At 63.4% G+C, this 26576-nt stretch carries 23 protein-coding genes; 9 read left to right on the top strand and 14 right to left on the bottom strand.

Annotated features, from left to right (window positions below; genetic code table 11):
• The first annotated feature begins 86 nt into the window (after window positions 1-86).
• On the top strand, window positions 87-977 hold the full coding sequence (locus ACWHXP_RS14750) for a LysR substrate-binding domain-containing protein (protein ID WP_489635682.1): 891 nt from the start codon (window positions 87-89) through the stop codon (window positions 975-977).
• Here ACWHXP_RS14750 and ACWHXP_RS14745 read toward each other — a convergent pair.
• The 3 genes from ACWHXP_RS14745 to ACWHXP_RS14735 all read right to left on the bottom strand — a co-directional run bounded on the left by ACWHXP_RS14745 (window position 971) and on the right by ACWHXP_RS14735 (window position 6128).
• Window positions 971-1864, bottom strand: coding sequence for a hypothetical protein (locus ACWHXP_RS14745; protein ID WP_039786206.1), 894 nt, complete (start codon window positions 1862-1864; stop codon window positions 971-973). The genes ACWHXP_RS14750 and ACWHXP_RS14745 overlap by 7 nt on opposite strands.
• A gap of 67 nt (window positions 1865-1931) precedes the next feature.
• Window positions 1932-3350, bottom strand: a complete 1419-nt coding sequence (gene cls, locus ACWHXP_RS14740) for a cardiolipin synthase (protein ID WP_489635683.1) — start codon at window positions 3348-3350, stop codon at window positions 1932-1934.
• 228 nt (window positions 3351-3578) lie between these two features.
• A complete protein-coding gene (locus ACWHXP_RS14735; RefSeq protein WP_489635684.1) occupies window positions 3579-6128 on the bottom strand; it encodes a PepSY domain-containing protein in 2550 nt (849 codons plus the stop codon).
• 314 nt (window positions 6129-6442) lie between these two features.
• Here ACWHXP_RS14735 and ACWHXP_RS14730 point away from each other — a divergent pair, with 314 nt between their 5' ends.
• Together ACWHXP_RS14730 and ACWHXP_RS14725 are read left to right on the top strand one after the other, a co-directional pair.
• Window positions 6443-6817, top strand: coding sequence for a type II toxin-antitoxin system RelE/ParE family toxin (locus ACWHXP_RS14730; RefSeq protein WP_134137167.1), 375 nt, complete (start codon window positions 6443-6445; stop codon window positions 6815-6817).
• Window positions 6801-7181 (top strand): helix-turn-helix domain-containing protein, encoded by a 381-nt coding sequence (locus ACWHXP_RS14725; RefSeq protein WP_121044185.1) that lies wholly within the window; start codon window positions 6801-6803, stop codon window positions 7179-7181. The genes ACWHXP_RS14730 and ACWHXP_RS14725 overlap by 17 nt, the downstream gene beginning before the upstream one ends.
• Before the next feature lie 72 nt (window positions 7182-7253).
• Here ACWHXP_RS14725 and ACWHXP_RS14720 read toward each other — a convergent pair whose 3' ends face one another.
• Both ACWHXP_RS14720 and ACWHXP_RS14715 read right to left on the bottom strand, forming a co-directional pair.
• A complete protein-coding gene (locus ACWHXP_RS14720) occupies window positions 7254-8087 on the bottom strand; it encodes an alpha/beta hydrolase (RefSeq protein ID WP_209567777.1) in 834 nt (277 codons plus the stop codon).
• Between the two features lie 45 nt (window positions 8088-8132).
• Window positions 8133-9047: a LysR substrate-binding domain-containing protein gene (locus tag ACWHXP_RS14715; RefSeq protein ID WP_121044179.1), complete on the bottom strand. Its 915-nt coding sequence runs from the start codon at window positions 9045-9047 to the stop codon at window positions 8133-8135.
• A 244-nt stretch (window positions 9048-9291) separates the two neighbouring features.
• Between ACWHXP_RS14715 and ACWHXP_RS14710 the strand changes: the two genes are divergently transcribed.
• From ACWHXP_RS14710 to maiA, 4 genes are read left to right on the top strand one after another with little or no spacing between them, the layout of a single operon-like run.
• Entirely contained in the window at window positions 9292-10635 is a 1344-nt protein-coding gene (locus ACWHXP_RS14710; protein WP_209567775.1) for an MFS transporter, read from the top strand.
• Window positions 10632-11969, top strand: a complete 1338-nt coding sequence (hmgA, locus tag ACWHXP_RS14705) for a homogentisate 1,2-dioxygenase (RefSeq protein WP_489624852.1) — start codon at window positions 10632-10634, stop codon at window positions 11967-11969. Before ACWHXP_RS14710 ends, hmgA begins: the two co-directional genes overlap by 4 nt.
• Window positions 11966-13312, top strand: a complete 1347-nt coding sequence (fahA, locus tag ACWHXP_RS14700; protein ID WP_489624853.1) for a fumarylacetoacetase — start codon at window positions 11966-11968, stop codon at window positions 13310-13312. Before hmgA ends, fahA begins: the two co-directional genes overlap by 4 nt.
• Window positions 13313-13343: 31 nt before the next feature.
• Entirely contained in the window at window positions 13344-13991 is a 648-nt protein-coding gene (gene maiA / locus ACWHXP_RS14695; protein WP_489635685.1) for a maleylacetoacetate isomerase, read from the top strand.
• Window positions 13992-13995: 4 nt separating this feature from the next.
• On the opposite strand, the gene ACWHXP_RS14690 is transcribed toward maiA, so the two are convergent.
• The 9 genes from ACWHXP_RS14690 to ACWHXP_RS14650 form a co-directional block, all read right to left on the bottom strand.
• A complete protein-coding gene (locus ACWHXP_RS14690) occupies window positions 13996-14451 on the bottom strand; it encodes a MaoC family dehydratase (protein ID WP_489635686.1) in 456 nt (151 codons plus the stop codon).
• A 158-nt stretch (window positions 14452-14609) separates the two neighbouring features.
• On the bottom strand, window positions 14610-16631 hold the full coding sequence (gene fliD, locus ACWHXP_RS14685) for a flagellar filament capping protein FliD (RefSeq protein WP_489635687.1): 2022 nt from the start codon (window positions 16629-16631) through the stop codon (window positions 14610-14612).
• Window positions 16632-17064: 433 nt separating this feature from the next.
• Entirely contained in the window at window positions 17065-17559 is a 495-nt protein-coding gene (locus ACWHXP_RS14680; RefSeq protein ID WP_081486017.1) for an Lrp/AsnC family transcriptional regulator, read from the bottom strand.
• 143 nt (window positions 17560-17702) lie between these two features.
• On the bottom strand, window positions 17703-19079 hold the full coding sequence (locus ACWHXP_RS14675) for an aspartate aminotransferase family protein (protein WP_489635688.1): 1377 nt from the start codon (window positions 19077-19079) through the stop codon (window positions 17703-17705).
• 190 nt (window positions 19080-19269) lie between these two features.
• On the bottom strand, window positions 19270-20172 hold the full coding sequence (locus ACWHXP_RS14670) for a GNAT family N-acetyltransferase (RefSeq protein WP_039785952.1): 903 nt from the start codon (window positions 20170-20172) through the stop codon (window positions 19270-19272).
• A 49-nt stretch (window positions 20173-20221) separates the two neighbouring features.
• On the bottom strand, window positions 20222-21703 hold the full coding sequence (locus tag ACWHXP_RS14665; RefSeq protein WP_034332106.1) for an NAD-dependent succinate-semialdehyde dehydrogenase: 1482 nt from the start codon (window positions 21701-21703) through the stop codon (window positions 20222-20224).
• Between the two features lie 75 nt (window positions 21704-21778).
• Window positions 21779-23134 carry an NAD(P)/FAD-dependent oxidoreductase gene (locus ACWHXP_RS14660; RefSeq protein WP_489637745.1) on the bottom strand — a complete coding sequence of 452 codons (1356 nt, stop codon included), beginning with the start codon at window positions 23132-23134 and terminating at the stop codon, window positions 21779-21781.
• Window positions 23135-23266: 132 nt separating this feature from the next.
• On the bottom strand, window positions 23267-24193 hold the full coding sequence (locus tag ACWHXP_RS14655; protein ID WP_121044150.1) for a 2-hydroxyacid dehydrogenase: 927 nt from the start codon (window positions 24191-24193) through the stop codon (window positions 23267-23269).
• Between the two features lie 20 nt (window positions 24194-24213).
• A complete protein-coding gene (locus tag ACWHXP_RS14650) occupies window positions 24214-25101 on the bottom strand; it encodes a GNAT family N-acetyltransferase (protein WP_252697305.1) in 888 nt (295 codons plus the stop codon).
• Between the two features lie 145 nt (window positions 25102-25246).
• Between ACWHXP_RS14650 and ACWHXP_RS14645 the strand changes: the two genes are divergently transcribed.
• Together ACWHXP_RS14645 and ACWHXP_RS14640 are read left to right on the top strand one after the other, a co-directional pair.
• Window positions 25247-25711: a hypothetical protein gene (locus ACWHXP_RS14645; protein ID WP_489635689.1), complete on the top strand. Its 465-nt coding sequence runs from the start codon at window positions 25247-25249 to the stop codon at window positions 25709-25711.
• A gap of 14 nt (window positions 25712-25725) precedes the next feature.
• Window positions 25726-26394, top strand: coding sequence for a haloacid dehalogenase type II (locus ACWHXP_RS14640; RefSeq protein WP_134137153.1), 669 nt, complete (start codon window positions 25726-25728; stop codon window positions 26392-26394).
• Window positions 26395-26576 lie beyond the last annotated feature (182 nt).

Genomic DNA, 26576 nt, shown 5'->3' with positions numbered 1-26576 from the left:
CATGGTCGAACTTTCCTCGCCTGACGACAAGCGAAGTCTCGTCATGTTAAAGTGACGGATCATCATCTTAGCCACAGAGCCCGTCCATGGCCGTTCTCCCGCCGTTACCCAACCTTCAGGCCTTCGAAGCGGTGGCCCGGCGCAAGAGTTTTGCGCTGGCGGCGGCCGAGCTGCACCTGACCGCTTCGGCGGTGAGCCATCAGGTGGCACGGCTGGAGTCCTATCTCGGCATTCGGCTCTTCGAGCGCAGTGCGCACGGCGTGCGCATCACCACGGCCGGGGAAAGTTACCTGGCGCGCATCCAAGGGGCGATCTCGGCCATCACGGCGGCGTCCATGGACGTGCGGCAAGGAGTCAGCAATACGCTCTACATCCATTCCGCGCCCAGCATCGCCAGCCTGTGGCTGATGGCGCGGCTCAATGATTTCGCGCGCACCTATCCGGAGATCACCTTCAATCTCTCGGCGGCGCACTCGCAGAGCAATTTCGAGTTGGGCGAAGTCGATATCGACATCCGCTACGGCATTCCCAACTGGCCGGGACTGGTAGTGGAGCCGCTCTTCGAAGAGCGCATCGTGCCCTTGGCCAGCCCGGCCTTCATCCGTGAATACAAACTCAGGAAGCCCGCCGATCTGCTGGGCGTGAAGCTCATTCGCAGCAATGTGAGCGTGGTGCAGTGGTCGGACTGGTTCGGGGAATTTGCGGACGTGCGTCCGCCGGAGCAATTCGCGGTGCGCTTCGACCGCGCGCAGATGTCACTGGATGCCGCCACCCAGGGATTGGGCGTGGCGCTGGAGAGCGCGACCGTGGCCGCGCGGCACATCGAGGAAAAGAAACTGAAACCGGTCTTCGGACTGGATCTCGCCATCAAGGTCAAGGCGCACTTTGCGGTCTACCCGGCGCATCATGCGCGCCGGCCTGCGGTGGCTGCGTTCCTTGAGTGGCTGCGTGAGCAGGCCGAAGTGCAGGATTACTGAGCGGCCTTCTGCTGCCGCGCCACTTCCTTGCGCTTCATGGAGAGATAGTCCTCGCGGCTGACCTCATGCAACTGGCGGGGATATTGTTCGGTCGCACCGTACCAGGCCGTCAGCCGCTTCTCCAGCCGTTCTCCGGCCGGTGCTTCCAGGCCGGACAGATAGGCATCGATGGCCAGGTAATAGCGCATGGTATTGCGCTCCACCGTGGCGCGACTGCCTGAGACATACTGCGGCTGTCCGTTGGCCTCGCGCTTGACCACGCTGAAACCGACCTTGTCGCGGCCGGCCGTCATCAGGTAGGCGCGCAGCGCCAGCTTGCTGGCCATGCCATAGGAATAGGCATAGCTGAAATGCAGGAAGGAGCGCTTGTCATCCAGCGGAATGGCTTCAATCTCGATGCGATAGTTGGAGGTGTCCAGCGGTCCCTTGTCGGCCAGCATCGAGGACGAAAAATAATCGGCTGCGCTGGCCCCGCCGTGATAGCGCAGGTCGACGCGGTAGGTATCGTTGAGATCCTGTTCGGTCTTCTTGCCGACCTGCATGCGCAGGGTGGTCTTGCCGTTTTCGCGCATCATGCGGCAATACTTGGTGTTGAGGTGCAGGATGAGGATGTCACACCAATGATCGGGGTTGTCCAGCGACTCGCGCACTTGCGCAAAGGGATAGCTCAGCACGGCATAGATGTCGCCCTTGACGTTGCCGCCTTCCTCGCGCGAATTCAGGTAAAGAGGGCGATGGTAACCGTTGTTGCTGAGCTCGCCCTGCAATTCTTCGTAACGGCTCTTCATGGCGACCGCACCGGTCTGGGTTTGGGCATGTGCCCAGCTGCCGACCGCCAAGGCACAGGTGGCAGCCAGCAACAAGCGTGAGGTCAGACGGGACAACATCGATCGCAAACCGGACTCCTTTTCGATTTCAGTACATTCGTTCATTCACCGGCGTTTCCCGCCGCGCTCAAAGCAGGCGGGACCAGACGCTGGCACCAAATTCCTTCATCCTTTCACTGATCGGGCGCTGCTCCCATTGTTCCTTTGTGATTTCCTTGGAGGCACCAAGATCCCGGTCGAACATGGTTCTGGTCTGGGCCCCGAATTGCGGGCTCAGGATCACGGCATTGATTTCCTGGTTGTAGACGAAGCTGCGCCAGTCGAGGTTGGTCGAACCGATGGTGGACCAGACGCCATCGATGAGCGCGGTCTTGGAATGCAGCAGCGCGTCCTGGCGCTCGTAGATGCGCACGCCCGCTTCCAGCAGTTCGCTGTAGAAGGAGCGCGAGGCATACAGCACCAGCGAGGAGTCGCTGTGCGAGGGCAGGATCAGGCGCACATCCACGCCGCGCCGGGCCGCATCCTTGAGCGAATCGCGCAGTTGCGGATCGGGCACGAAGTAGGCATTGGTCAGGTAGATCGAACTCTCCGCATGTTGAATGGCCGAGATGAAGGTGGCGTAGATGATGCTGTAAGGATCATCCGGTGAGCTGCCGATGGCGCGCACGATCTCGTTGCCGGCCGGGGCCACGGGCGGGAAGTAGCGATGGTCGCCGAGGTCCGGACCGCGCTGCTTGCCCCAGGTCTCGATGAACAGCTTCTGGAATTCCAGCGCTACCGGGCCATCGATGCGCACCTGCGTATCACGCCAAGGGATCTGCTCGCCGTCCTTGTTGAGCTGCGGTTTTTTCTTGCGGGTGCTGAAGGACCCGCTGGAATACACGCTGCTGATGTTGATGCCGCCGACGAAAGCGGTCTTGCCATCGACCACCAGCAGCTTGCGGTGATCGCGCTGGTTGACGGCCCAGTCCTTGCGCAGCTGCGTCGGATTGATCGGATTGAATTCCAGCACATGCACGCCCGCATCGATCAGGGGCTGGAAGAATTCGCGCGGGGTATTGATGCTGCCCACGCTGTCATACATCAGGTTGACCTGCACTCCCTTCTTCTGCATGGCGATCAGCAGGTCGGCAAACTGGCGGCCGACCTCATCGTCTTCCATGATGTAGGTTTCCATGTTGATGTGATAGCGCGCGGCCTGGATGGCCTGCTGCATGGAGGCATAGGTGGCCGGGCCGTCGATGAGCAGCGTGACCTTGTTGCCGGTGACCAGCGGCGAGCCGGTGATGGCGCCTTCGATGGCCACGTGGCGGTCCAGCAGGGTGTTGTCGGCATTCTGCGCGCGCAGCTTGTCCAGCGCGGCCTTGGCCTGTGCCTCGGAGAGCACGCCGCGTCCGCCCTTCATCTGGATGGTGCGGGCCGATTGCGTGTCCATGTCGGGCACGATGGTGGGCAGCGAGCTGCATGCGGCCAGCATCAGCGAGCTCAGCAGCAGCGCGAGCCCGGCGGCGGACCAGCTCCTCAATCTCATTTTCTTGTTGGTCATGGAAGGATCCCGGTTGGGCGCTGCCATGGACCGGGACGCTGTCCGGCGTCGGCAGGCAACGCTGTGCGGACGAGTATATGCCCGGCTGCAGCGCCGTAGCGCGACCGCAGGCACGAATCGGAACTGTCCTACAAAGGAAAGCGGGAGCTGCCTACAGGGGGGCGCGGGCGCTGTTGCATCCCGCAGGAGGAGAGGCGGATGGATCGACGATCCATCCGGCGGGAATCATCAGTAAACGTCGCGGCGATAGCGATTCTGTTCGATCAGGGCATGCAGGCCGGCTTCGCCCAGCAGGTCCGTGAGGACGGCATCGACACCGGCGGCCATGCCTTCCAGGCTGCCGCAGACGTAGATGACTGCGCCCTGGTCCAGCCACTGGCGCAGCTCGGGCCCGGCTTGACGCAGGCGGTCCTGTACATACAGGCGTTCGCTCTGGTCACGCGAGAAGGCGAGATCAAGGCGCGCCAGGCGGCCGTGTTCCAGCCAGTCCTGCAATTCATCGGCATACAGGAAATCGTAACGTTCGTTACGTTCTCCAAAAAGCAGCCAGTTGCGGGACTGCGTTTCTGCGTGCTGCATGCGTGCGTGCAGGTGACCGCGCAAGCCGGCCAGGCCCGAGCCATTGCCGATGAAGATGGCCGGCGTATCGGCCGCGACCGGAGCGAAACCGGCGTTCTCCACCAGACGCAGATCGATTGAGGCATCGCCTGGTGCAAATTCGGTCAGCCAGCCGGAGGCCAGTCCCAGTCCGTCTTCATGCCGGACCTGGCGCACCAGCAGGTGCACCGCGCCATCCTGTGGCACCGAGGCCACCGAGTACGAACGCGCGGCAAGGGGCTGCAACTGGTCGGCCAGGGCTTGGGCTTCCCGTACAGGATGCGTGGGCAGCACGCTGCAGGCCAGCGCGTCGGCCAGCGTCTTTTGCCGGCCTTGATGGCTCACCATGGCGCTGCCATCCAGCTGCAGTCGCTGCAGCAGCAGGGCGATACGATCCGGTGCGTGGCGCGGCAGGATCTCGACCAGTGCACCGGCTTGCCAGTCGGGCAGGCTGCTGTCCTGCGGCTTTAATTCCACGTGATACAGCGGCGCACCCTGGCTGCCCGGATTCATGAGCACGCGTCGTGTCAGCTTCCATTGTTGCCATGCCGGTGCAGTGGTGGGCAGGAATTCGCTCACATTCGCCTGCAGTCCGTGGGCGGCCAGTTCAGTTTCCCATTTGCGCAGCGCCACGCCGGCCATGCGGTCCACTTCCACCAGCGGGAACAGGGGCTTGGCCCCGCACTGGCGCAGGCCATGGTCGAGGGTGTGGCCGAAGCCGCAGAACTGCGGATAGTGACGGTCGCCCAGCGCCAGGATGGCGTAGTGCACGTGGACCAGCGACTGCCCTGCGGCCTGGCGCAGGCGCTTTTCGAAGCCGCGTGCACTGTCGGGTGCATCGCCCTCGCCAAAGGTGCTGGCGATGAAGAGGATGCGGCGGTGATGGCGCAAGCTCTCCGGCGTGCTTTGTGCCAGCGCTTGCAGCTGCACGGCGATGCCGCTGCGGCGCAGGCCGGCAGCGGTATGCAGGGCGATGCGCTCGGCCTGGCCGGTCTGCGAGGCATAGGCCACCAGGACCGGTTCGCCTTCGGGAGCGGGTGCCGTGCCGTTGAGGCTGGCACGTTCGGCGCGCAGCGCGGCCTTTTTGCGGCGGCGGTCGAGATAGAGCATCCAGCCGGTGATGCCAAAGAGCGGCATCATCAGGCTGGCGATGGCCATGATGATGCGGCCCGGCAGGCCGAAGTAAGTGCCCATGTGCAGCGGATAGATGGCCGCGATCAGCTTGCCGCCATTGCTCTTGTCCTCGTAGCGTTCCAGCTGCCGGACCTCGCCGCTCTGCGGCAGGACCACCATGCGGCTGCGGGCGCGCTCATGGGGCGCACCGTGATCGAGGAAGAAGATCTGCACCGGCTGTGATCCCTGTTCCGGCAGGCGCAGCTGGGCGCTCTGGTAGTTGGGGGCCTTGGCCAGGAAACTGTTCCAGGCCTGGGTCAGTTCCAGCGGGATGGCTTCGTCCGCTGCGGGTTTCTTCTTGCCTTCGCCGCGTTGCATGGCGGGGCGGCGGCTCTCGCCGGCCAGCGTATTGAGGCCGTCCTTGAACCAGTCCAGCGCCCAGTAGGCACCCGTGATGGAGAACACGACATACATCACCAGCGACCAGGTACCGATGACCGAATGCAGGTTCCACAGGAAGGAGCGGCCCTGCAACTGGAAGTCCAGCCGCAGCCAGGCGCGCAGCGACAGCGGGCGGCGCGGCCAGCGCAGGTAGAGGCCCGAAAGCGCCAGCACCAGCAGCGCCAGTGCCAGCGTGCCCAGCACGATCTTGCCGATCTCGGTGGGCAGCAGCAGCCAGCGGTGGAAGTGCTCGATGAACTCGAAGAATTCCGCGCCTGTCACCGGCGGCAGCAGCGCGCCGGTATAGGGATCGGCATAGCGCACCTCACCGCGCCGCACGCCGGGCGGCGGCGCGAACACCACGCGGGCCGAGGCGCCGGGTTCAGAAGTGAGGGTGAGGGTGGTGACGCGCCGGGCCGGTTCGGCCTCACGGAGTTTGTCCAGCAGTTGCTGGGGCGTGAGCGTGGCCTGCTGGCGCACTTGCACATGCATCACGCCGGGGCTCAGCGCCTCCATGATTTCTTCGCGGAAAGCCAGCACGGCGCCGGTCACGCCGATGGTCATCAACAGGGTACCGGCAGTAATGCCGATGAACCAGTGCAACTGGAACCAGATCTTCTTGAACATGTATCACTAGGGCGGCGAGAGGCGCGCATGCGCCTTGTTGGTGTTGTCTGCCGGGCCGCAGCGGGCGCGACCGGCGGGTCAGGCCGGTATTATAGTTCAGATGAAAATGATTCTTATTGTTGTTTTTGGGTGGCGTGATGTAGCTGTCCGTACACAAAACTCTTCGAGCTCCACCATGAATTTTCCTTGAGGAAATTATTTGCCAGTCTTGCTGGTTAACCTGGCCGACCAAGCCAGGAGCGCATGTTGCCGGAAATTCTCCTGCCATCTTCAAAAAATTCCTTAAGTGGAATATAACTTCAGGGGAATAAAGCATGCAATGCGAGGTAGAATTTACCGATGAATTCGAAGACTGGTGGGATCGGCTCAATGATGCTGAGCAGACGTCCGTGGCTGCCTACGTCGGCCTGCTGGAGAAAAACGGACCCGCTCTCAGACACCCATACAGTTCTGGAATTCTCGGTTCCAGGCATGCGCACATGAGAGAGCTTCGGATCCAGCATGCCGGAAGACCTTACCGGGTGCTCTACGCATTTGATCCATTGCGGCATGCGATCCTGTTGATTGGCGGAGACAAGACCGGAAACCATCGTTGGTACGAGCACACCATCCCTCTCGCGGACAGGCTCTACGACGTTCATCTCGACACACTGAGCAAGGAGGCAGTCGATCATGGCAAAAAAATTTAGTGAATTGCGCGCCCGCATGCATCCTGAGGCGCAAGTGCAGGCAAACGCAAGAACCGAATCCATGCAGACCTGCATCAAATTGCAGGCATTGCGCAAGAGCCTGCAAGTGACGCAGGCCAGCCTTGCCGCGAGTTTGAATATTCAGCAGGCAGCCATTTCGAAGATGGAAAGTCGTGATGACCTGCTAGTGAGCAGCGTCATGGACTTCGTGCGGGGCTTGGGCGGTCAATTGGTGCTGACGGCAACGTTCCCAGGCAACAAGACGTTTGATTTGACACCCGAACCGGTGAAGGTCCTGCGCGCGCCCATTGCCGTTACGGAAAAGCCTCGAGCCAAGATGCGCCGACCGGGCAAGGCAAGCTGACTTCAGTGTCTCTCCGCTACAGCATCCAGCCACCGGGACGTAGCGTGGCTGGGGCGACATCGGCAAGCTCGTTTACCCCAACATCATCTTCAACAGGGTCCGAGTCAAACTGCTCCCGGTATCGGCCGCCACATCCACCACACTCAGGTGATGTTGCCCGGGCAGCGGCAAGACTTCCACCGCATGTCCCGACTGCCGCAGCGTGGCCGCATAGAAATCGCGCTGGCGCAGGAATTCCGCCGATTCATCGTCGCCCGCACATAGCAAGGCCTGCACGCCATTGGGCATGGCGAGCAATTGCGGGCTGGCCTGCTGGGCGTCCGAGGGCGAGAGGTGCAGCACTTCGTTCAGATAGGACAGCCGCACCGGTTCCAGGTCATAGATCCCGCTGATGCCGCACACGCCGCGCACCGGCGCGGCACCCAGCGAAGCAATCAGCGCGGCCAGGTGGGCACCGGCCGAGTGGCCCATGAGCCAGATCGCATCCGGATCGAAGCGCAGCGCCGCCGCCTTGGCATACAGCATGCGCAGCGCGCGCCCGCAGTCGGCGGCGATGTCGCCCATGCGCACTTGTGGGGCCAGGCGGTAATTGATGAGGGCCACGTTGATGTCCTGGGCCAGGTAGGGCAGGGCCAGTTGGCTGAACTGGTGCTTGTCCAGCGAGCGCCAGTAGCCGCCGTGGATGAAGACCAGCAGGGGCCGGCCATTGCTGCGCCCGGGAAAGAAATCCAGCGTCTGCAGCGCATCCTCTCCGTAAGGCACATCGGTCAGATGCGGATGCGCTTGCCGCGCTGCTTCTCCCTCGCGCGCAAAGCGGTCGAAATACGCCTGGAAATCCGTAATACGCAGGCGCACGTTGTATTGCTCGTCCAGCGCCTCGCGGTCATAGTCGCGGTAGATGTTCATGTTGTCTCCCCGGCCTTCCGGCCACAGTCGTTGTCCTGCCCGGATTCATTCGGCAAAGTGCGCCGAGATCAGGTTGCGCAGCCAGACATTGCCCTCGTCCTGATTGTAGCGGCGATGCCAGAACATGTTGGTCTGCAGCGCCGGCAGGCGCAGCGGCGGTTTGATGTAACGCAGTCCGAAGGGCGCGGCAGCACTCTCGGCGAGCTTGCGGGGCACCGTCACCACCAGCGCCGTGGTGCTGACGATGTAAGGAACCGCCGTGAAATGCGGCACCCGGAAGCGCACGCTGGGCAGCACGCCGGCCTTCTCCAGATTCTGGTTGATGCGATCATAAGGACTCTCCAGCGAAGACACCATCAGGTGCTCGGCTGCCAGGAATTCCTTCAGGCTGACTTCGCCGCGCTTGTCCAGCGCATGGCCGATACGGAACATGCTCACGTATTCCTGGCGGAACAATCGCCGCTGGTACAGCGCCTCCGACAGATTGTCGAACGCGCCGATGGCCAGGTCCACCCGGCCCGCTTCCATTTCACTCTTCAGGTCGATCGCCCCGGCACGCACGGTCGACAGGCTCACGCCCGGCGCGACCTCGGCACAGGCTTCGATCAGGCGCGGCATGAAATACACCTCACCCACATCGGTCATGGCAATCGTGAAGCGGCGCTCGCTGGTCTGCGGCGCAAAGCCTTCCTGCAGGTTGAGAGCACGGGCTACCTGCTGCAGCGCCGCAGCCACCGGCTCGGCCAGCTGTTCGGCAAAGGGCGTGGGCTGCATGCCTTGTGCCGTGCGCACGAACAGCTCATCGCCGAAGCTGCGCCGCAACCGCGCCAGCGCGTTGGACACCGCCGGCTGCGACAGCCCCAGCCGACGGGCGACCGAGGAGATCTGGCGTTCCTGGAAGACTTCCTGAAATACCACCAGCAGATTGAGATCGATGTCGCGCGGTTCGATGAGGGCCATGGTCAGCTCGGCAGTACGGCAAACGCGTGCACTGCAATATTCATGAAATGAATGGATCGTATTTTCGTATTTATATCGTAAAAGAAGGGCGATTGCACTACAGTGACGGCGCGACAACACCATCAAGAGCCGCGCAGCAGCGTCTGCGCACACGGCCATGCAATCTGCCATTGTCGGCCGCATCGGCCCATGGATGGCAGGCAACACAACTAAAAAAACGTAAAGACAGACGAGGAGCACGACAATGAGTATCCACGCAAGTGGCGCTCTCCCCACGGTCCATGTGGACCAGGTGGTGGAGCAGGGCCGGTTCGGCACTTTTCAATTCGGCCTGCTGCTGCTGTGCGGCCTGTGCCTCATCATCGATGGTTTCGACGTGCAGGCCATGGGCTATGTGGCCCCGGCCATCATCGCCGACTGGGGCGTGAGCAAGGCCAGCCTGGGACCGGTATTCGGTGCCGGCCTGTTCGGCATGCTGCTGGGCTCGCTGGTGCTTACCCCGGTGGGTGACCGCTACGGCCGCCGTCCGGTCCTGATCGCCTCGACCCTGTTCTTTGCGGTCTGCATGCTGGTGACGCCGCTGGTCACCACCATCGATCAGTTGCTGATCGTGCGTTTCATCACCGGCTTCGGCCTGGGCAGCATCATGCCCAATGCGATGGCGCTGGTCGGTGAATACAGCCCCTCCTCCTCCCGCGTGACCCGCATGATGCTGGTCTCCTGCGGCTTTACCGTGGGCGCTGCGGCCGGCGGATTCGTGAGCGCAGCGCTGATCCCGGCGCACGGCTGGCATGCAGTGTTCTGGGTGGGCGGTGCAGTGCCGCTGGTGCTGGGCCTGGCGATGCTGGTCTGGCTGCCGGAATCGATACAGTTCCTGGTGCTGCACCGTCGTGCGCGCAGCCAGGTGGCGCGCTGGCTGCGCAAGCTCGATCCCGCCATCCGCATTGATGACAGCACCGAGGTCGTGGTCAAGGAAAGCAAGGCCGAAGGCATGCCGGTAGCCGCCCTGTTCCGCGATGGCCGCGCCGGTGTCACCGTGCTGCTGTGGCTGATCAGCTTCATGAACCTGATCAACCTGTACTTCCTCTCCAATTGGCTGCCCACGCTCATTCGTGACGCCGGCTATTCCACCAGCATGGCCGTGCTGATCGGTACCTCGCTGCAAGTGGGCGGCGTGGTCGGTACGCTGACCTTGGGCCGCTTCATCAACCGCTTCGGCTTCACCCGCGTACTGGGCAGCTGCTTCCTGCTGGCCTGCGTGTCCATTGCGCTGATCGGCAAGGTGGCGGCCATGCCGGTGCTGCTGTTCCTGGCGGTGATCGTGGCGGGCTTCTGCATCGTGGGTGGACAACCGGCCGTCAATGCACTGGCCGGTACCTTCTACCCGACCACGCTGCGTTCCACCGGCATCGGCTGGGCGCTGGGCATCGGCCGCATCGGCTCGGTGGTCGGGCCGGTCATCGGCGGCCAACTGATCGCGCTGCAGTGGAGCAATGGTTCGCTGTTCATCGCAGCGGCGGTGCCGGCGCTGATTTCGGCGCTGACCATCGCGCGCCTGCATCGTACTTCCCGAGGAGTGTCCGCATGAATACCGTCACCGATTCTTCCGTCAGCCATCACGTGCATACACGCGGCTACCAGTCCGGCTTCGGCAATGAGTTCGCCACCGAGGCCCTGCCGGGTGCGCTTCCCGCGCACCAGAATTCGCCGCAGCGTGCGCCCTATGGCCTGTATGCCGAGCAGATTTCCGGTACCGCTTTCACCGCGCCGCGCGGTCACAACCGTCGCTCGTGGCTCTATCGCATCCGTCCGGCAGCAGTGCATCATCCGTTTGAGCCAATGGAACGCGGCCTGCTGGTGAGTCACTTCGACGACGTCGCAGCGCCGCCCAACCAGTTGCGCTGGGACCCGCTACCCATGCCGACCGTGCCCACCGATTTCATCGAAGGGATGGTCACGATGGCCGGCAACGGCTCGCCGCAAGCCCAGAGCGGTTGCGCCATTCACTTGTATGCCGCCAATTGCTCGATGACCGATCGTTTCTTCTATTCGGCCGATGGCGAACTGCTGATCGTGCCGCAGCTGGGCCGCCTGCAATTGCGTACCGAGCTGGGCGTGATCGATATCGAGCCGCAGGAGATCGCCGTCATTCCGCGTGGCGTGCGCTTCCAGGTGCGCCTGCCGGATGGCGAGGCACGCGGCTACATCTGCGAGAATTTCGGCGCGCTGCTGCGCCTGCCTGATCTCGGTCCGCTGGGTTCCAACGGACTGGCCAATCCGCGCGATTTCGCCACGCCGCACGCTTGGTACGAAGACCGCGAGGGCGACTTCCAGCTCATCGCCAAATTCGGCGGCAATCTGTGGCAGGCGAAGATCGGCCATTCGCCGCTGGATGTTGTGGCCTGGCATGGCAACTATGTTCCCTACAAGTACGACCTGCGCCACTTCAACACCATCGGTTCGATCAGCTACGACCATCCCGATCCCTCGATCTTCTTGGTGCTGCAGTCGCAGAGCGATACGCCCGGCGTGGATACGATCGACTTCGTGATCTTCCCGCCGCGCTGGCTGGCTGCTGAAAATACCTTCCGTCCGCCCTGGTTCCACCGCAACGTGGCCAGCGAATACATGGGCCTGATCACCGGCCAGTACGATGCCAAGGAAGGCGGCGGCTTTGTGCCCGGCGGCGGCAGCCTGCATAATTGCATGAGCGGTCACGGACCGGATGCGGCCACCTTCGAGAAAGCCAGCCGCATCGATACCAGCATCCCGAACAAGGTCGACCACACCATGGCCTTCATGTTCGAGACCCGCAACATCCTTTGCCCGACCCGTCACGCCCTGTCCGCGCCGACCTTGCAGCGCGATTACCAGGACTGCTGGCTGGGCATCCAGAAGAACTTCAACCCGGAGCGCGCATGAGCCTGCCTAGCCTGACACTGAACGAAACCCATGACACCTCGCTGCGTAGCTGGGTCCAGAGCGCAAATGCAGAAAACTGCAGCTTCCCGATCCAGAACCTGCCTTACGGCGTGTTTCGCCGCAGCGGCAGTGAAGAAGCGTACCGCGCGGGCGTTGCGATTGGCGACCAGATCCTGGACCTGCCGGCCGCCCAATCAGCCGGCGCCTTCTCGGGCTTCGATGAAGCCACGCGCACGGCGGCGCACGCGGCCTGCAGCGGCAGCAGCCTCAATGCCCTGATGGCGCTCACGCCGGCTGCCTGGTCGGCACTGCGCCTGGCATTGTCGCGCCTGCTGCGCAGCGGTTCGGCGCATCAGTCAGAACTGGCCGCCTGCCTGGTTCCGCAAGCCCAGGCCGAATACGATGTACCGGCCGTGATCGGCGACTACACCGATTTCTACACATCGATCCACCACGCCACCACGATAGGCAAGCTGTTCCGTCCGGACAATCCGCTGCTGCCCAACTACAAATGGGTGCCCATCGGTTATCACGGCCGTGCTTCTTCCATCGCGATCTCGGGCCAGCAGTTCCGCCGTCCGGTGGGCCAGACCAAGGCCCCCGATGCAGACCTGCCCGCTTTCGGTCCCTGCAAGCGGCTGGATTACGAACTGGAACTGGGCATCTTCATCGGCGGCGGCAATGCCCTGGGCGAGCCGGTCCCGATGGCGCAGGCCGAGGACAAGGTGTTTGGACTTTGTCTCCTGAACGACTGGTCCGCACGCGATGTGCAGGCCTGGGAATACCAGCCGCTGGGTCCCTTCCTGTCGAAGAGCTTTGCTTCTACCATCTCGCCCTGGATCGTCACGCTGGAAGCGCTGGCCCCGTACCGTTGCGGATGGACGCGTCCGGCGGACGACCCGCAGCCGCTGCCTTACCTGGATGCGCCGACCCTGCGCGAGAGCGGCGCCTTTGACATCGAACTGGAAGTGCTGATCCAGACCGCTGCCATGCGTGAAGCGGGCAGTGCCCCGCAACGGCTCTCGCTGGGCAACTATCGGGATGCCTACTGGACCGTGGCGCAGCTGGTCACGCACCATACCGTCAATGGCTGCAACTTGCGTCCGGGCGATTTCTTCGGGTCGGGTACCTTGTCGGGTCCGGCACCGGACCAGGCCGGTTCGCTGCTGGAACTGAGCGGTGGCGGCAAGACCCCGCTGACCCTGGCCAATGGCGAGAAGCGCGTCTTCCTGGAAGATGGCGATACCATCATCCTGCGCGCAGTGGCTCGTCGCGATGGCTTGCCCACTATCGGTTTCGGTGAAGCGGCCGGCACAGTGTTGCCTGCCCGCAGCCTGGCCTGATCCGATTGTCTTTCCTGAAGGAAGCAAGCGCATGACTACCCTCTACAGCTATTTCCGCAGCTCGGCCTCGTATCGCGTGCGCATCGCCCTGAATCTCAAAGGCGTGCCTTATGAAACGGCGGCCGTGCATCTGTTGAACCAGGGCGGCGAGCAATTGCTGCCCGCCTTCACGCAGTTGAATCCGCATGCGCTGGTCCCGGTACTGGCCGACCAGGGCAAGCTGCTCACGCAATCGATGGCGATGCTGGAGTATCTGGAAGAGCGCTATCCGACGCCCTCCCTGTTGTCGGGCGATGCCTTTGCGCGAGCGCATATCCGCGAACTGTCGCTGGCCATCGCCTGTGAAATCCATCCGCTGAACAACCTGCGCGTGCTGCGTTATCTCAAGCACGCGCTGGCCGTGGATGAGGCGCAGAAGACGGCCTGGATCCAGCACTGGATCAAGCTCGGTTTCACCGCGCTGGAACAGCAACTGGCGGCCGATACCACCCGTGGCCACTTCTGCGTAGGCGATGCACCGACCATGGCCGATTGCTTCCTGATTCCGCAGATCTTCAATGCGCGCCGTTTCGAAGTGGACATGGCGCCTTACCCGACGCTGTGCGCCATCGAGGCCGCCTGCAATGCGCTGCCCGCTTTCGAGCAGGCGCATCCGGCGCAACAGCCCGACGCCGCCTGAGCGATCAGCCCGGGCTGCGGCGCGGTACCAGCAGGTTGCCTGTCATGATGAGCACGGCTTCGTCGTGCTGGTTGTAAGTCGTCACGCGATGGTTGAGGAATCCCTGCTGCGGCTTGGATTGCGAAGTCTTGATGCCCAGCACTTCGGCTTCCAGGCGCAGCACATCGCCGGGACGGGTCGGACGCGGCCAGCGGAATTCATCGAAGCCGGCACCGATGATGCCGCCCTGGATGTGCAGGGTATCGACCAGCAGGCGCATGGTCAGCGTGGCGGTATGCCAGCCGCTGGCGGCCAGGCCACGGAAGAAGGTCTGCTGTGCAGCTTCGTCGTCGAGGTGGAAGGGCTGGGGATCGTACTGTTGGGCGAACTGCTTGATCTCTTCGGCGCTCACGGTGAGCGTGCCCGGCGAGCGAAATACCTGGCCCGGCTGGAAGTCATCGAGGTAGTTGAGGGTGGTCACTGAGTCTCCCTGTTCATTGTTATCGAAGTCAGACCTGGTCCTTGGGCGGCCAGGGTTGGTCACAGTATAACGACAGACCGTAAAACAAAAGGCCGCAGCGAGAATCGCTGCGGCCTTTCACAGGGAGCTCCGCGCGTGCGGACCTGTCATCAAAACGATCACGACGACTTGGACAACTTCGCCAGCTGCTGGGTCAGATAGCTCTGCCGCGACTGCATCGTCGCCAGCGTCACGTTGAGCCGGTTGAACTGGTTGGTGTAGTTGTCCTTCAGGGTTTGCAGCCGATCATTGGCCGCGGTCTGCTGGTCGGTCACGATCTTGAGGCTGTCCTGCAGGCCCTTGGTCTTGGTGGCCAGCGTGCCGCTGTCGCCCAGGATGCTGTCCATCAGCTTCTGCAGCTTGGGCACGACGCCGGAGGTCCCGGTGAAGAGCTTGGCGACCGCGTCGAAATCCTTGTTGCCGGCCGTCGTCAGCTTGGCCGCATCCAGCGCCAGCGTGCCATCCTTCTGGAACGAGATCCCCACCTGCGACAGGTTCATGCCGCCATCGTCGCCCAGTGCGCCCAGCATGGTGCCGCGGATCTGCGTCATCATGTTCAGCACGGAAGATTCCGCTGCCAGCGGCGAGCCGGTGCTGGCCTGGCCCTTGGTGGTGGACGGGGTCTGCTTGGTGAGGTTGGTCACGGCCTTGGCCAGGTTGTTGTAGGCCGTCACGAAACTGTTGGCCGCCGTCGACAGGCCGCTGGTGTCATTGGCGATGGACAGCGAGAAATTGTCCGCCGCCGTCGTCACCTTCGCCAGGTTCAGCGTCACGCCCGAAATCGCATTGCTGACCTTGTTGGTGGTGCTGGTCACCGCCACGCCATCGATGGTCAGCTTGGCATCCTGCGCCTTGGCCAATTGCCCCATGCTGCTGCCGGACAGGCTGGCATAGTCATTGCTGCCGACCAGCTTGATCGGATCCGTGCCGGCCGGCGTGAGCACCAGATGGTCATTGCTGCCGTCGTTGCTGATGCTGGCGGTCACGCCGGTATTGGCATCGTTGATGGCTTTCATCACGTCGTTCAGGCCGATGGCACCGCTGTTGTCGAGATCGGTCGGGGTGATGGTGAAGGACTTGCTGCCGACCTGCAGCGCCAGGCTGCCGCTGCTGTAAGTCTGGTTGGTCGCTACGCCCGTGGTGGTGACGGTGCCGCTGGGATCGAAGTTGAACACCGCGAAATTGCCGGTGCCGCTGACCCGCAGGCTGTTGGCCGCGCCGCTGTCCTTGGCGGTGAGCACCAGGTGGTCGTTGGTGCCGTCGCTGACGATGGCCGCATTGACGCCCGCTTCGCTGGCGTTGATGGCATCGCGCACACCGGCCAGGGTATTGGTCTTGGGCTGGATCAGCGTGGTCGAGCCATTGCCGGTCTTGATGGCCAGCACGCCATTGTCGAAGGTGGTGCCCGGCACGATGCCGGCCGAGCTGACCTTGACCGCCTGTGCCAGCTGGCTCACGCCGATGCTGTACTTGCCGGCGGCGGCCTTGGTGGTATCGCGCGGGGCCTGGATCTGCGTCACCGAGCCCGACACGCTGGGGTCATAGCTCAGCCCGGACAGCGAATTGTTGGCCGTGACCTTGATGGTGTTGGCCGTGCCGCCGGTATTGGATTCCAGGACCAGATGGTCGCCGCTGCCATCGGTGACGATGGAGGCCGTCACGCCGGCCTTGGAGGCATTGATGGTGTCGCGCAGACCCGCCAGGGTGGCATTGGCCTGCAGCGTGATGAAGGTGGGCGAGTTGGTGCCGATCTTGATGGCGATCGAGTCGCCGGCATTGAAGGTGGTGCCGCTGGCATAGCCACCGGATTTCAACTTCTGTGCCAGGACCTTGGTCGAGTCGTCACTGTTGGCCTCTGCCGTGAACGGATCGGTGGTCAGGCTGGTGCCGGTGCCGGCATTGGACACGGTGGTCTTCTGCGCACTGAAGCTGGCGGCCGTCATGACCTTCAGGGCGCTTTGATAGCTGGTCAGCGCATTCTTCAGCGAGCCATACGCGGAAATGAGCGTATTGAAGCCGCTTTCCTTGGTCTTCAGCGGTGTGAGCTTGGACTTGCTCTCGACCGCGATGAGCTGGTTGACCAGCGTCGAAACGTCAAGCGGACCGGCCGATGTCGAGATCGTCCCCGTGGAAGTTGCCATGTTGCCCCCTAAGCAAACGTGATGTTCTTGTAATTTGAGAAACTGACCCTTCGTCAGCGCACCCGAAGGTTAACGGCACGTCTTTACAAAAGTAAAGGGGAGTTTGCTGACCAATAGTCGTGTTTTTCTGGGGAATTTGTGGAGATTGGATGGAGATGCCGCAATCCGGCCATCGCGGAGGGCATAAATGTAAAGATGAGGCCGAGGGCTTGCCGCGCTGGAAAAGGCTTGCTGTGCGGAAATTGACAGGGGGGTGTGCAAAAACGATCAGGAGGGTCCGCGATCGTCTGTACAGAAAAAAGGGCAGGAAAAAGGCGAGGATAAAGGCCAGCAAAACGTACCGAAAAACGGTGCAGACAGCGCAGCCGCCACATGCAGGGCGTGCCAGGCTGCCACCGCACGGTACCGGCCGGCGGTGGCCAGCCCATGGGGCTCAGGTCTGGATGAATTTTTCCAGCGGATAGTGATGCTTGATGAAGGGCGACTTGATGACGATGTAGCTGAAATACTTCTCGATGCGCAGGTTCTGTTCCAGCAGCGATTCGATTACGCTCTGGTAGTGCACCACGCTGCGGGTCATGAACTTGAGCAGGTAGTCATAGCCACCGCTGACCAGATGGCATTCGATGATTTCATCGACGTTGCGGATGGTGGCTTCGAACTTGGCGAAGTCTTCGCGCCGATGGTCCGACAGCGTCACCTCGGTGAACACGATCTGGACGTCGGCCAGTTTCTCCAGACGGATATACGCGCCATAGCCGCTGATGTAGCCGGCCTTCTCCAGGCGCTTGACGCGGATCAGGCAGGGACTGGGCGAGAGGCCGACGGCGTCGGCCAGGATTACATTGGTAATGCGGCTATTCTGCTGCAGGTGACACAAAATCCTCAGATCGATCCGGTCCAGTTTCAACGCGCCGTTAGTCATCATGTTGCCTCGGGTTATTCGACTCAGCCTGCCGGTTTGCCTCGCGTATCGCACGCAGCGCAATCCGGCAGGATGTAGCAGGGCATTTTAACCCCTCCGGCGGCGATTTCCCCATCGTGCCGGAGGCGATACTCGCATGGGCCGGCTCAGCGCACGGCCTGGCGCACCTCGGGTTGGGCCAGCACTTCATCGAGGATGGCCCGCAGGCGCGCAAACATCAGCGCGAAATCCTCTTCCGTGTAGCACAGCGCGGGCGCGAAGCCGAGGATGTTGTCGCCGAAGGCGCGGAACACCAGCCCATGGCGATAGGCCACCTGGAAGATGCGATCGTGCAGCTTCAGCTCGGGTGCAAAGCGTGCCTTGGTCTGCTTGTCAGCCACCAGTTCCAGTGCGCCCAGCAGGCCACGGCTGCGCGCATCGCCCACCAGCGGATGATCGAGCAGGGCGCGCAGGCCGCCGGCGAAGACCGGTTCCAGGCGCCGGCCGTTTTCCAGCAGACCGCCTTCCTCATACAGCCGCAGGACCTCCAGCGCCACCGCCGCACTGACCGGATGGGCCGAGTAGGTCTGGCCATGGCCGACCACGGTGCTCATCGGTGCGCCATCGGCAATGCCGTTGTAGACACGGTCCGACATCATCACCGCGCCCATCGGCGCATAGCCGGCGGTGAGGCCCTTGGCCATGGTCATCAGGTCGGGCTGCACGTCTTCGTCCAGGCAGGCGAACATCGGGCCGGTGCGGCCGAAGCCGGTGATGACCTCGTCCACCACGAACAGGATGTCCAGCTGGTTGCAGGCCAGCTGCATGGCCTTGAGCCAGCCTTTGGGCGGCACCACCACGCCGCCGGAACCCTGGATCGGTTCGCAGAAGAACGCCGCCACATTGTCCGCGCCCAGTTCGGCGACCTTGTCGCGCAGCGATTGCACCGAGGCCGCGATGATCGCTTCATCGCCCTGCAGCTCGCTGCGGTAAGGGTAAGGCGAGGGCAGGTAATGCTGGGTCGGCAGCGGCAGGTTGAAGTTGTAATGGAAATTGGGCAATGCAGTCAGGCCCGCGCCCACCGAGGACGAACCGTGATAGCCACGCTGCAGCGAGATGAAATGCTTTTTGGTCGGCTTGCCGATGGAGTTGTGATAGTGCGTGATGTAGCGAATGGCCGCATCCACCGCATCGGAACCCCCCAAGGTGAAATACACGTGCTTGAGCGACGCCGGGCTGATGTCCACCAGTTTCTTGGCCAGCAGGATGGCCGGTTCCGAGGCGAAGTGGAAATAGCCGGTGGCATACGGCAGGCGCTGCATCTGTTCGGTCGCGGCGCGGATCACGCTTTCCTGGCCATAGCCGGTATTGACGCACCACAGTCCCGAGAAGGCATCCAGCAACTGCTTGTCCTGGTGATCGGTCAGGTAGGCACCCTGGCCCGACCTGAGGATGATGGGTCCCAGTTCTTCATGCTCGCGGAAGCTGGCAACGGGGTGGATCAGGTGGCTGCGGTCGAGCGCGGCCAGGGCGGAAGTTTGCATAGAGGTGGACTCGCTGAAGATGCGTTGAACAAGGCCGTGCAGGCAAACGGCACAACCGGCATGTGTTCTATCCTATGCCCTCGGCCTCGCAGGCGATGCGCAAGATGCGGGGCTGAAAAAGCATCTTCATGGGTTTTGCGCGCTGCTGCGGCATTTTCTGCGGCAGCAGCGCGGACACGTCAGCCCAGCCTCAGCCCAGCGCCTGGTTGACGATGGAGAACAGCTGCATGCCCGCATCACGTACCGGCGGCTCACCCTTGCACATGCGCGTGACATGGTCCACGCAGGTCAGGCCCAGCTTGTCGAACCAGGCCGGCAGGCCGCTCGATTCGAACACGTCGATGCGGATGAAGGAGTCCGAATAGGTATTGATCCAGTGTGCGATCAATCCCTTGGCGCGTTCCGCGTCGGGTGCCACCACCGGCCCGATCACGCGGCCATGGCCGAAGCGGCGCACCAGCGCAAAGCCCAGCATCTCGCCATCGCGGTCCAGTGCCACGCCTTCGGATATCTCCAACAGGGCCAGCAGCAGCTTGCTGCGATCCATGCCGGTGGCCTGCGCATCCAGTTCCAGCAGGCGATGGACATCATTCTTGCCCATCGGCCGCACGCGCTCGCCCGGTGGCAGCGACACCAGCACCGGCTGCGCTGACGAGCCCTGGAACTGGTGCAGCACATCCTGCTGCACGAAACCCAGTTGCTTGTAGAGCGGCATGCCGGCCGCTGTCGCGTTGACGATGAGGCTGCGGCCATTGACCTCGCTGGCTGCATGCTGCATCAGCCGCCGTCCCAGGCCGCGCCGCTGCAACTCGGTCTGCACCAGCAGCATGCCGATGACGGCGTGGTGCTCGCCATAGGTGGTGCAGACCACGCTGCCGACGGTGCGCAGCGCCGCGTCCGCGGCGGTGTTTTCCAGCAGGTAGCCTTGCCCCATCTGCAGCAGGAAATTCCAGTCTTCCAGCCGGTGCGGCCACTTGAAGCGCAGCGACAGCCGGTGGCAGTGGCCCAGGTCATCCGTTGCAATCGGCCGCAAGAGCAGGTCGGGCAAGGGCTCGCGGGCGGTCTCGGGCTCGTGGGTGGACAGCGCGGGCATGGTGGCTCCTGTTGGTTTCAGTGAGAGGGGCAGCTAGGCAGGGGAGGACTCAGAGCTGGCCCTGGCAAACGTATTTGGTGTGCAGGTAATCATCCAGGCCATGCACCGAGCCTTCGCGGCCATAACCGGATTCCTTCACGCCGCCGAAGGGCGCCGCTTCCGCTGCCAGCGCACCTTCGTTGACGCCCACGATACCGCTTTCCAGCGCATCGGTGACGCGATGGATGCGGCGCACATCGGTCGAATAGAAATACGCCGCCAGGCCGAAGGGCGTGGCATTGGCGGCGGCGATCACTTCCTCTTCCGTCGAGAAGCGGGTAATTGGTGCCACCGGTCCGAAGGTCTCTTCGCAGCTGCATTGCATCTCGCCGGTGACGTTGGCCAGCACGGTCGGGGCATAGTAGTTGTCGCTTTCGAAGCCGGCGCCCTGCAGGCGCTTGCCGCCGGTGATCACGCGCGCACCGCGTTCGATGGCATCGCGCACGTGCTGGTCGATCTTGCCAATGGCGCGGGCGTTGATCATGGGGCCGATCTGCGAAGCCGGATCGGTGGCCGGGCCGACCTTCAGTGCCGCCACGCGCGCCCCGAGCTTGGCCACGAAGTTTTCATAGACCTTGTCTTGCACGTAGATGCGGTTGGGGCTCACGCAGGTCTGGCCGCCATTGCGGAACTTGGCGGCCATCACGCCATCGATGGCGGCATCGATATCGGCATCATCAAAGACGATGAAAGGCGCATTGCCGCCCAGTTCCAGCGAGAGCTTCTTCAAGGTATCGGCCGAATGGCGCGCCAGGTGCTTGCCCACGGCGGTCGAGCCGGTGAAGCTGATCTTGCGCACGCGGCCATCGGCCAGCCACACATCGACCACTTCCGGGGTACGTTCGCGCGAGGCCGTGACGATGTTGATGACCCCGGCCGGCACGCCCGCTTCCAGTGCCAGGCGGATCAGCGCCAGCGACGTCAGCGGCGTGTCCTCGGCCGGTTTGCACACCACGGTGCAGCCGGCGGCCAGGGCCGGGGCGATCTTGCGGGCGATCATCGCTGCCGGGAAATTCCACGGCGTGATGGCCGCCACGACACCCACCGGTTCCTTCAACGCCATCATGCGGCGGCCGGTGACCGGTGCCGGGATGATGTCGCCATTGGCGCGCGTGGCTTCTTCACCGAACCATTCCACATAGCTGGCGGCATAGGCCACTTCGCCCTTGGCTTCGGCCAGCGGCTTGCCCTGCTCGCGCGAGATCAGGCGGCCCAGGTCTTCCTGGTGCGCCAGCAGCAGATCGTTCCAGCGCTTGATGATGGTGGCGCGCTGCTTGGCCGGCGTGGCACGCCAGGCCGGGAAGGCGGCCACAGCCGCATCGACGGCAGCACGCGCGTCAGCGGCGGTACCGTCCGGCACGGTGGCAAACACCTGGCCAGTGGCCGGGTCAGTCACGTCCAGTACGCGGCCATCGGCCGCTGCGCGCCAGTCGGCGCCGATCAGTTGGGCGCCGGGCATCAGATCCTGGCGTTGCAGAGTCAGAGAGGTCATGGTGAGCATTCAGCAAAAGTTAATGCAACTATCAACGAGCATTCAATAAAAGTTAATGCAGCCAGCGGCGCATCATCAGGCCAGCTTGTCCTTGAGCTGGTAATACAGGCCGATCACCGGCAGGAACCACGGCGGCCCGAAGTGGCCGGGGATGGCCGGCCATTCGCGTTCGCGCCAGGGATTGGCCAGCGCGTCACCCGCCATCACCTGGGCCATGCACTGGCCCATGTGCACCGACATCTGCGTGCCGTGGCCGCTGTAACCCATGGAGTAATACAGTCCGTCGCGTTCGCCGGCCTGCGGCAGGCGGTCGCGTGTCATGTCGACCAGGCCGCCCCAGCAGTAGTCCAGGCGCACCTGGCCTAGCTGCGGGAAGGTCTCATGCAGGCCCTGACGCAGGATCTCGCCGCTGGCCGCATCGGACTGCGGACTGGAAATCGCAAAGCGCGCCCGTCCGCCAAAGACCAGGCGGGTATCGGGCGTCATGCGGAAATAGTGGTGGATGTTGGCCACCGTGGTGTAGGTGCGCTGCCTGGCCAGCATCGCGGCAGCGCGCTCGGCGCCCAGCGGTTCGGTCACCACGATGAAACTGCCGATGGGCACGATGCGCCGGCGCAGCCAGCCGAAGCTGCCATAGGCCCCGTGACGGCTGGCTCCGGTGGCCAGCAGCACCTGCTTGGCCGTGATGGTGCCGCGCGCGGTGTGGACGCGATGCGCGTGGGTGTTGCCGATGCGTTCCAGGCGTCGCACTTCGGTACCGGTATGGATGGCCGCGCCGTGACGTTCTGCCGCCGTGGCCAGGCCCCAGGCGAAGCGGCCCATGTGCATCTGGCCGCTGCGCTTGTAGAGCAGGCCGCCGTGGAAGCGCTCGCTTTGCACCTCGGCACGCACGCGGGCGACATCGAGGATCTCCACATCGCTGTCCACGCCATCGGCGATGAGACGGTCGGCGCTGCGTTGCAGGGCGTCCATCTGATAGGGTTTGGTGGCCATCTTGAGCTTGCCGTGGCGCAGGAAATCGCAGGCGATCTGCTCCTGCTCCACCAGCCGTGCCACCGTATCGACCGCATCGTCATAGGCGTGATACCAGGCGCGGGCACGCTCCACGCCGACTTTGGCGGCGACCTCGGCATAGTCCACCGCCAGGCCATTGTTGACGTGGCCGCCGTTGCGGCCCGAGGCTTCCGCAGCCACATGCGGGCCGGCTTCCAGCACCACCACCGAGGCCCCGCGTTTGGCGAAAGCCAGTGCCGCCGACAAGCCGGTGAAGCCGCCGCCGACGATGGCCACGTCAACCTGCGTGGGCAGCTCGCGCGTGGGGGAGATGAACAGCGGGGCAGAATCGGTCCAGTAGGATTCCAGCTTCATGGTCGGGGCTTCAGGCAGGTGAATGGGGAAAGGTGAGGCGGCAGACGCACTGCGCCACGTCATCAAGGATAGAACGCATAAGCCAGCGCCGTGACGCGAACTGCCCGCCGCCAGCGGCATGGCATGCCGTTGTGGCGGGGCGGTTCGGCATTTTGTTTGCCATGCGGCATCTCCGGATGAAGTGGCGTGGAGGTATCAGTAACCGCGCTGGCGGTCGATCAGGCCCAGCAGCGGCAAGCCCTCGCGATGGCGGCGCAGGTTTTCCAGCACCGCATCGACCGCACCATCGGGCTGGGTCATGCTGGCGATGTGCGGCGTGAGCACGATGTCGGGATGGGTCCAGAAGGGATGGCCCTGCGGCAAGGGTTCGGTCTCGCACACGTCCAGCACGGCGGCGCTCAATTGGCCGTCATTGAGAGCGGCCAGCAGATCGTCTTCCACCAGATGGCCACCGCGTCCGACGTTGACCAGCGCAGCACCGCGCGGCAATTGCGCAAACAGCTCGCGGTTGAGCAGGCCGCGCGTATCGTCGGTCAGCGGCACCAGGCACACCAGCACATCGGTACGCGCCAGGAAGTGGCGCAGGCCATCGCTGCCGCTGTAGCAATCGATACCGTCCATCTGGTGCGCCGAACGGCTCCATCCTGCGCAGGGGAAACCCAGTCCGTGCAACTGCTGCAGCACGGCGCGCCCCAGCATGCCCAGTCCCAGCACGCCGACGCGGCAAGCCGAGGCCGGGCGCACGCGATGGGCGCGCCACACCTGTTCCCGCTGCTGTCGCGCATACACGCGGCTGTCACGATGCAGGCCCAGCACCGCGTGCGTCACGTACTGCACCATGCCGGCGGCGATGCCGGGTTCGGTCATGCGCACCACCGGCAGGTCCGGGGGCAGGGTGGACATGTCGAACTGGTCGATGCCGGCCCCGACCGAGAACAGGATTTCCAGATGGGGGAAGCGTTGCGCGATATCGTCTGGCGGCGTCCAGGCGGCCAGATAGCGCACGCTGCTGCCATCGCCTTCATGCGGCCAGATATGGAAGGGCAGCTCAGGGGCCTTCTCGGCAAACAGTTGCGCCCATTCGGCGCCGCGTACCGGATCGGCCTTGTAGAGAAAAGTCATGTTGGTCTCGTGCGGGCCGTTCAGCCCAGTGCCTGGTTGATCATGGAATAGGTGCGCCACGCGGTGGCGGGCGCGGGCGGGGTGCCACGGCACATGCTGACCACGTTGTCCACGCAGGTCAGGCCGATCTCTTCGAGCCACGGTTTGAGGCCGGTCCGGCCCGGCACGTCGATGCGCAGATAAGCGCCGGGATAGGCGTTGATCCAGTAAGCGATGAGCGTCTTCGCATCTTCCACATTGCTGGCGATGACGGGGCCGATCACGCGGCCGCGCCCGAACTCGCGCAGATAGGCGACGCCCTTGACCTGGCCCGCCTGTTCCAGCACGGCCACTTCAGAGGTGTCCAGCAGCGGCACCAGCAGGGCGCTGCGGTCCATGCCGCTGGCCTGTCGGTCCAGTGCCAGCAGATAAGGCACTTCGTCCTTGCGCAACGGGCGGATGCGCGCGCCTGCGGCCAGCACCGGGGTGGCACGCGCGGTGGTGCTCTGGTGCTGGCTCAGGGTGTCGGTGACCACGAAGCCCAGCTTCTCATAGAGCGGGCGTCCGGCCTCGGTGGCATTGAGGATGACGTTGCGCGTACCGGCATCCTGCAGCAGGCGCTGCATCATGGCGCGGCCCAGGCCACGGCCCTGCAGGGCATCGGTGATGATGACCAGGCCCAGCGAGGCATAGTCCTCGCCGAGCGGGCAGAGCATGCCGCTGCCGGCCACGCTGCGCGTGCCATCGGGTTCTTCCAGTTCCACCGCCCAGCTGCTGCTGACCTGATGATGGAACTGCCAGTCGGCCAGCCGGTGCGGCCAGTAGAGGTGCAGGCTCATGGCGTGGCAACTGGCCAGGTCCTCGGGGCGCATGGGGCGCAGGGTGGTCTGTACGGCCTGTCCGGCCGGGAGCGTGCTTTGGGTAGTCATGCAGCGTGTCCTTGTCGATACGGTGGCGATGCGGATGAGGCAGGGTCAATGGTCCCTGTTCCGTCAAATCCTATAAATATATAGTTTCGGTCTTCTCGCGCTGCGGGCCGCGCCCGCTGGCCGGGTCCGCAACGCTACCCCAGCGATGATGCACCTGGCGCGGCATTGCGCGGCAGTTTTCAAGCCTGCCAATTCGCAATCTTATGGCGATCTGCCCCCTCTTCTCGGCACAAAATTGGGCGGTACCGGCAGTAGCATGATGCAGCCCCCGCATGATCTGCTTTGGCAGGCCAGCGCGGTGCGCAAGCAGATGCGGAGCAGGCATCGCCTGCGCAAATGCAGTCCCGGACATGCGCCAGCCTGCGGACACGATCCGCACCAGCTTGGTGAAAATGCCCCAAAGCAGCGCACCCGGCTCGCATTGCTGCACTGCTCGGCAAGCTATGCTGATTGGACCGCAGAAAACACATATTTCTGTTTCGCGGCCCGGTCAAAAAGGAATAAATCGCAAGTTTCGCTATGTTGTAATCCTTCTCATGCAGTCAACCGCAATCCCGCAAGCAAGCAGCCTCCAGCGCAGGCCCAACAGGTGATGCGCCCCCTTTTTTGACAGGACGATTTTCCATGAGCATTTTCAAGCCCAAGTTCATTACCTTCGATTGCTACGGCACCCTGACCCGTTTCCAGATGTCGGAAACCGCGCAAAAGATTTACGCCGATCGCGTCTCCGCCGAAGACATGCCGTTCTTCCTGCGCCAGTTCGCGGCCTATCGCCTCGATGAAGTGCTGGATCAATGGAAGCCCTACGAACAGGTCTGCAAGAACGCCATCACCCGCACCTGCGCGCGCTGGGGCATCAAGACCACCGACGAGGAAACCGGTGCCTTCTACAAGGCCGTGCCGACCTGGGGCCCGCACGCCGACGTGCCGGAGGGCCTCTCCAAGGTGGCCAAGGAATTCCCGCTGGTGATCTTCTCCAATGCCGACGACAGCCAGATCATGCACAACGTCGAGCAACTGGGCGCACCCTTCCACAAGGTCTTCACCGCCCAGCAGGCACAAGCCTACAAGCCGCGCCTGAGCGCCTTCGAATACATGCTCGACAACCTGAACTGCAATCCGGAAGACGTGCTGCACGTGTCCTCCAGCCTGCGTTACGACCTCATGCCGGCCTCCGACATGGGCATCAAGAACAAGGTCTTCGTGGCCCGCGGCCATGAACCCTCGACCCCGTATTACGGCTACACCGAAATCAAGGACATCTCCGGCCTGCCGGGCGTGCTGGGTCTGTAAGGCGCTTGTCAGCAGTCAGCAGTGAGCGGGAGCTGCAGGGCTCCCGTGCAGTTTCCGTCATTCCCGGTGTGCTCCCGCCCTGGTATCAATGTTGCGAGGAGTGTGCCGGACCCAACAGGCGGCGTGCCCTCCCGAGGGATCTGCAACATGCAGACGGCAGGGCAGGCCGGTGGTCTTCGTGG

The sequence above is a fragment of the Herbaspirillum sp. Her2 genome (assembly GCF_057961375.1).
The sequence above is the reverse complement of the archived record's forward strand: the minus strand, read 5'-3'. Positions and strand labels throughout refer to the sequence as shown.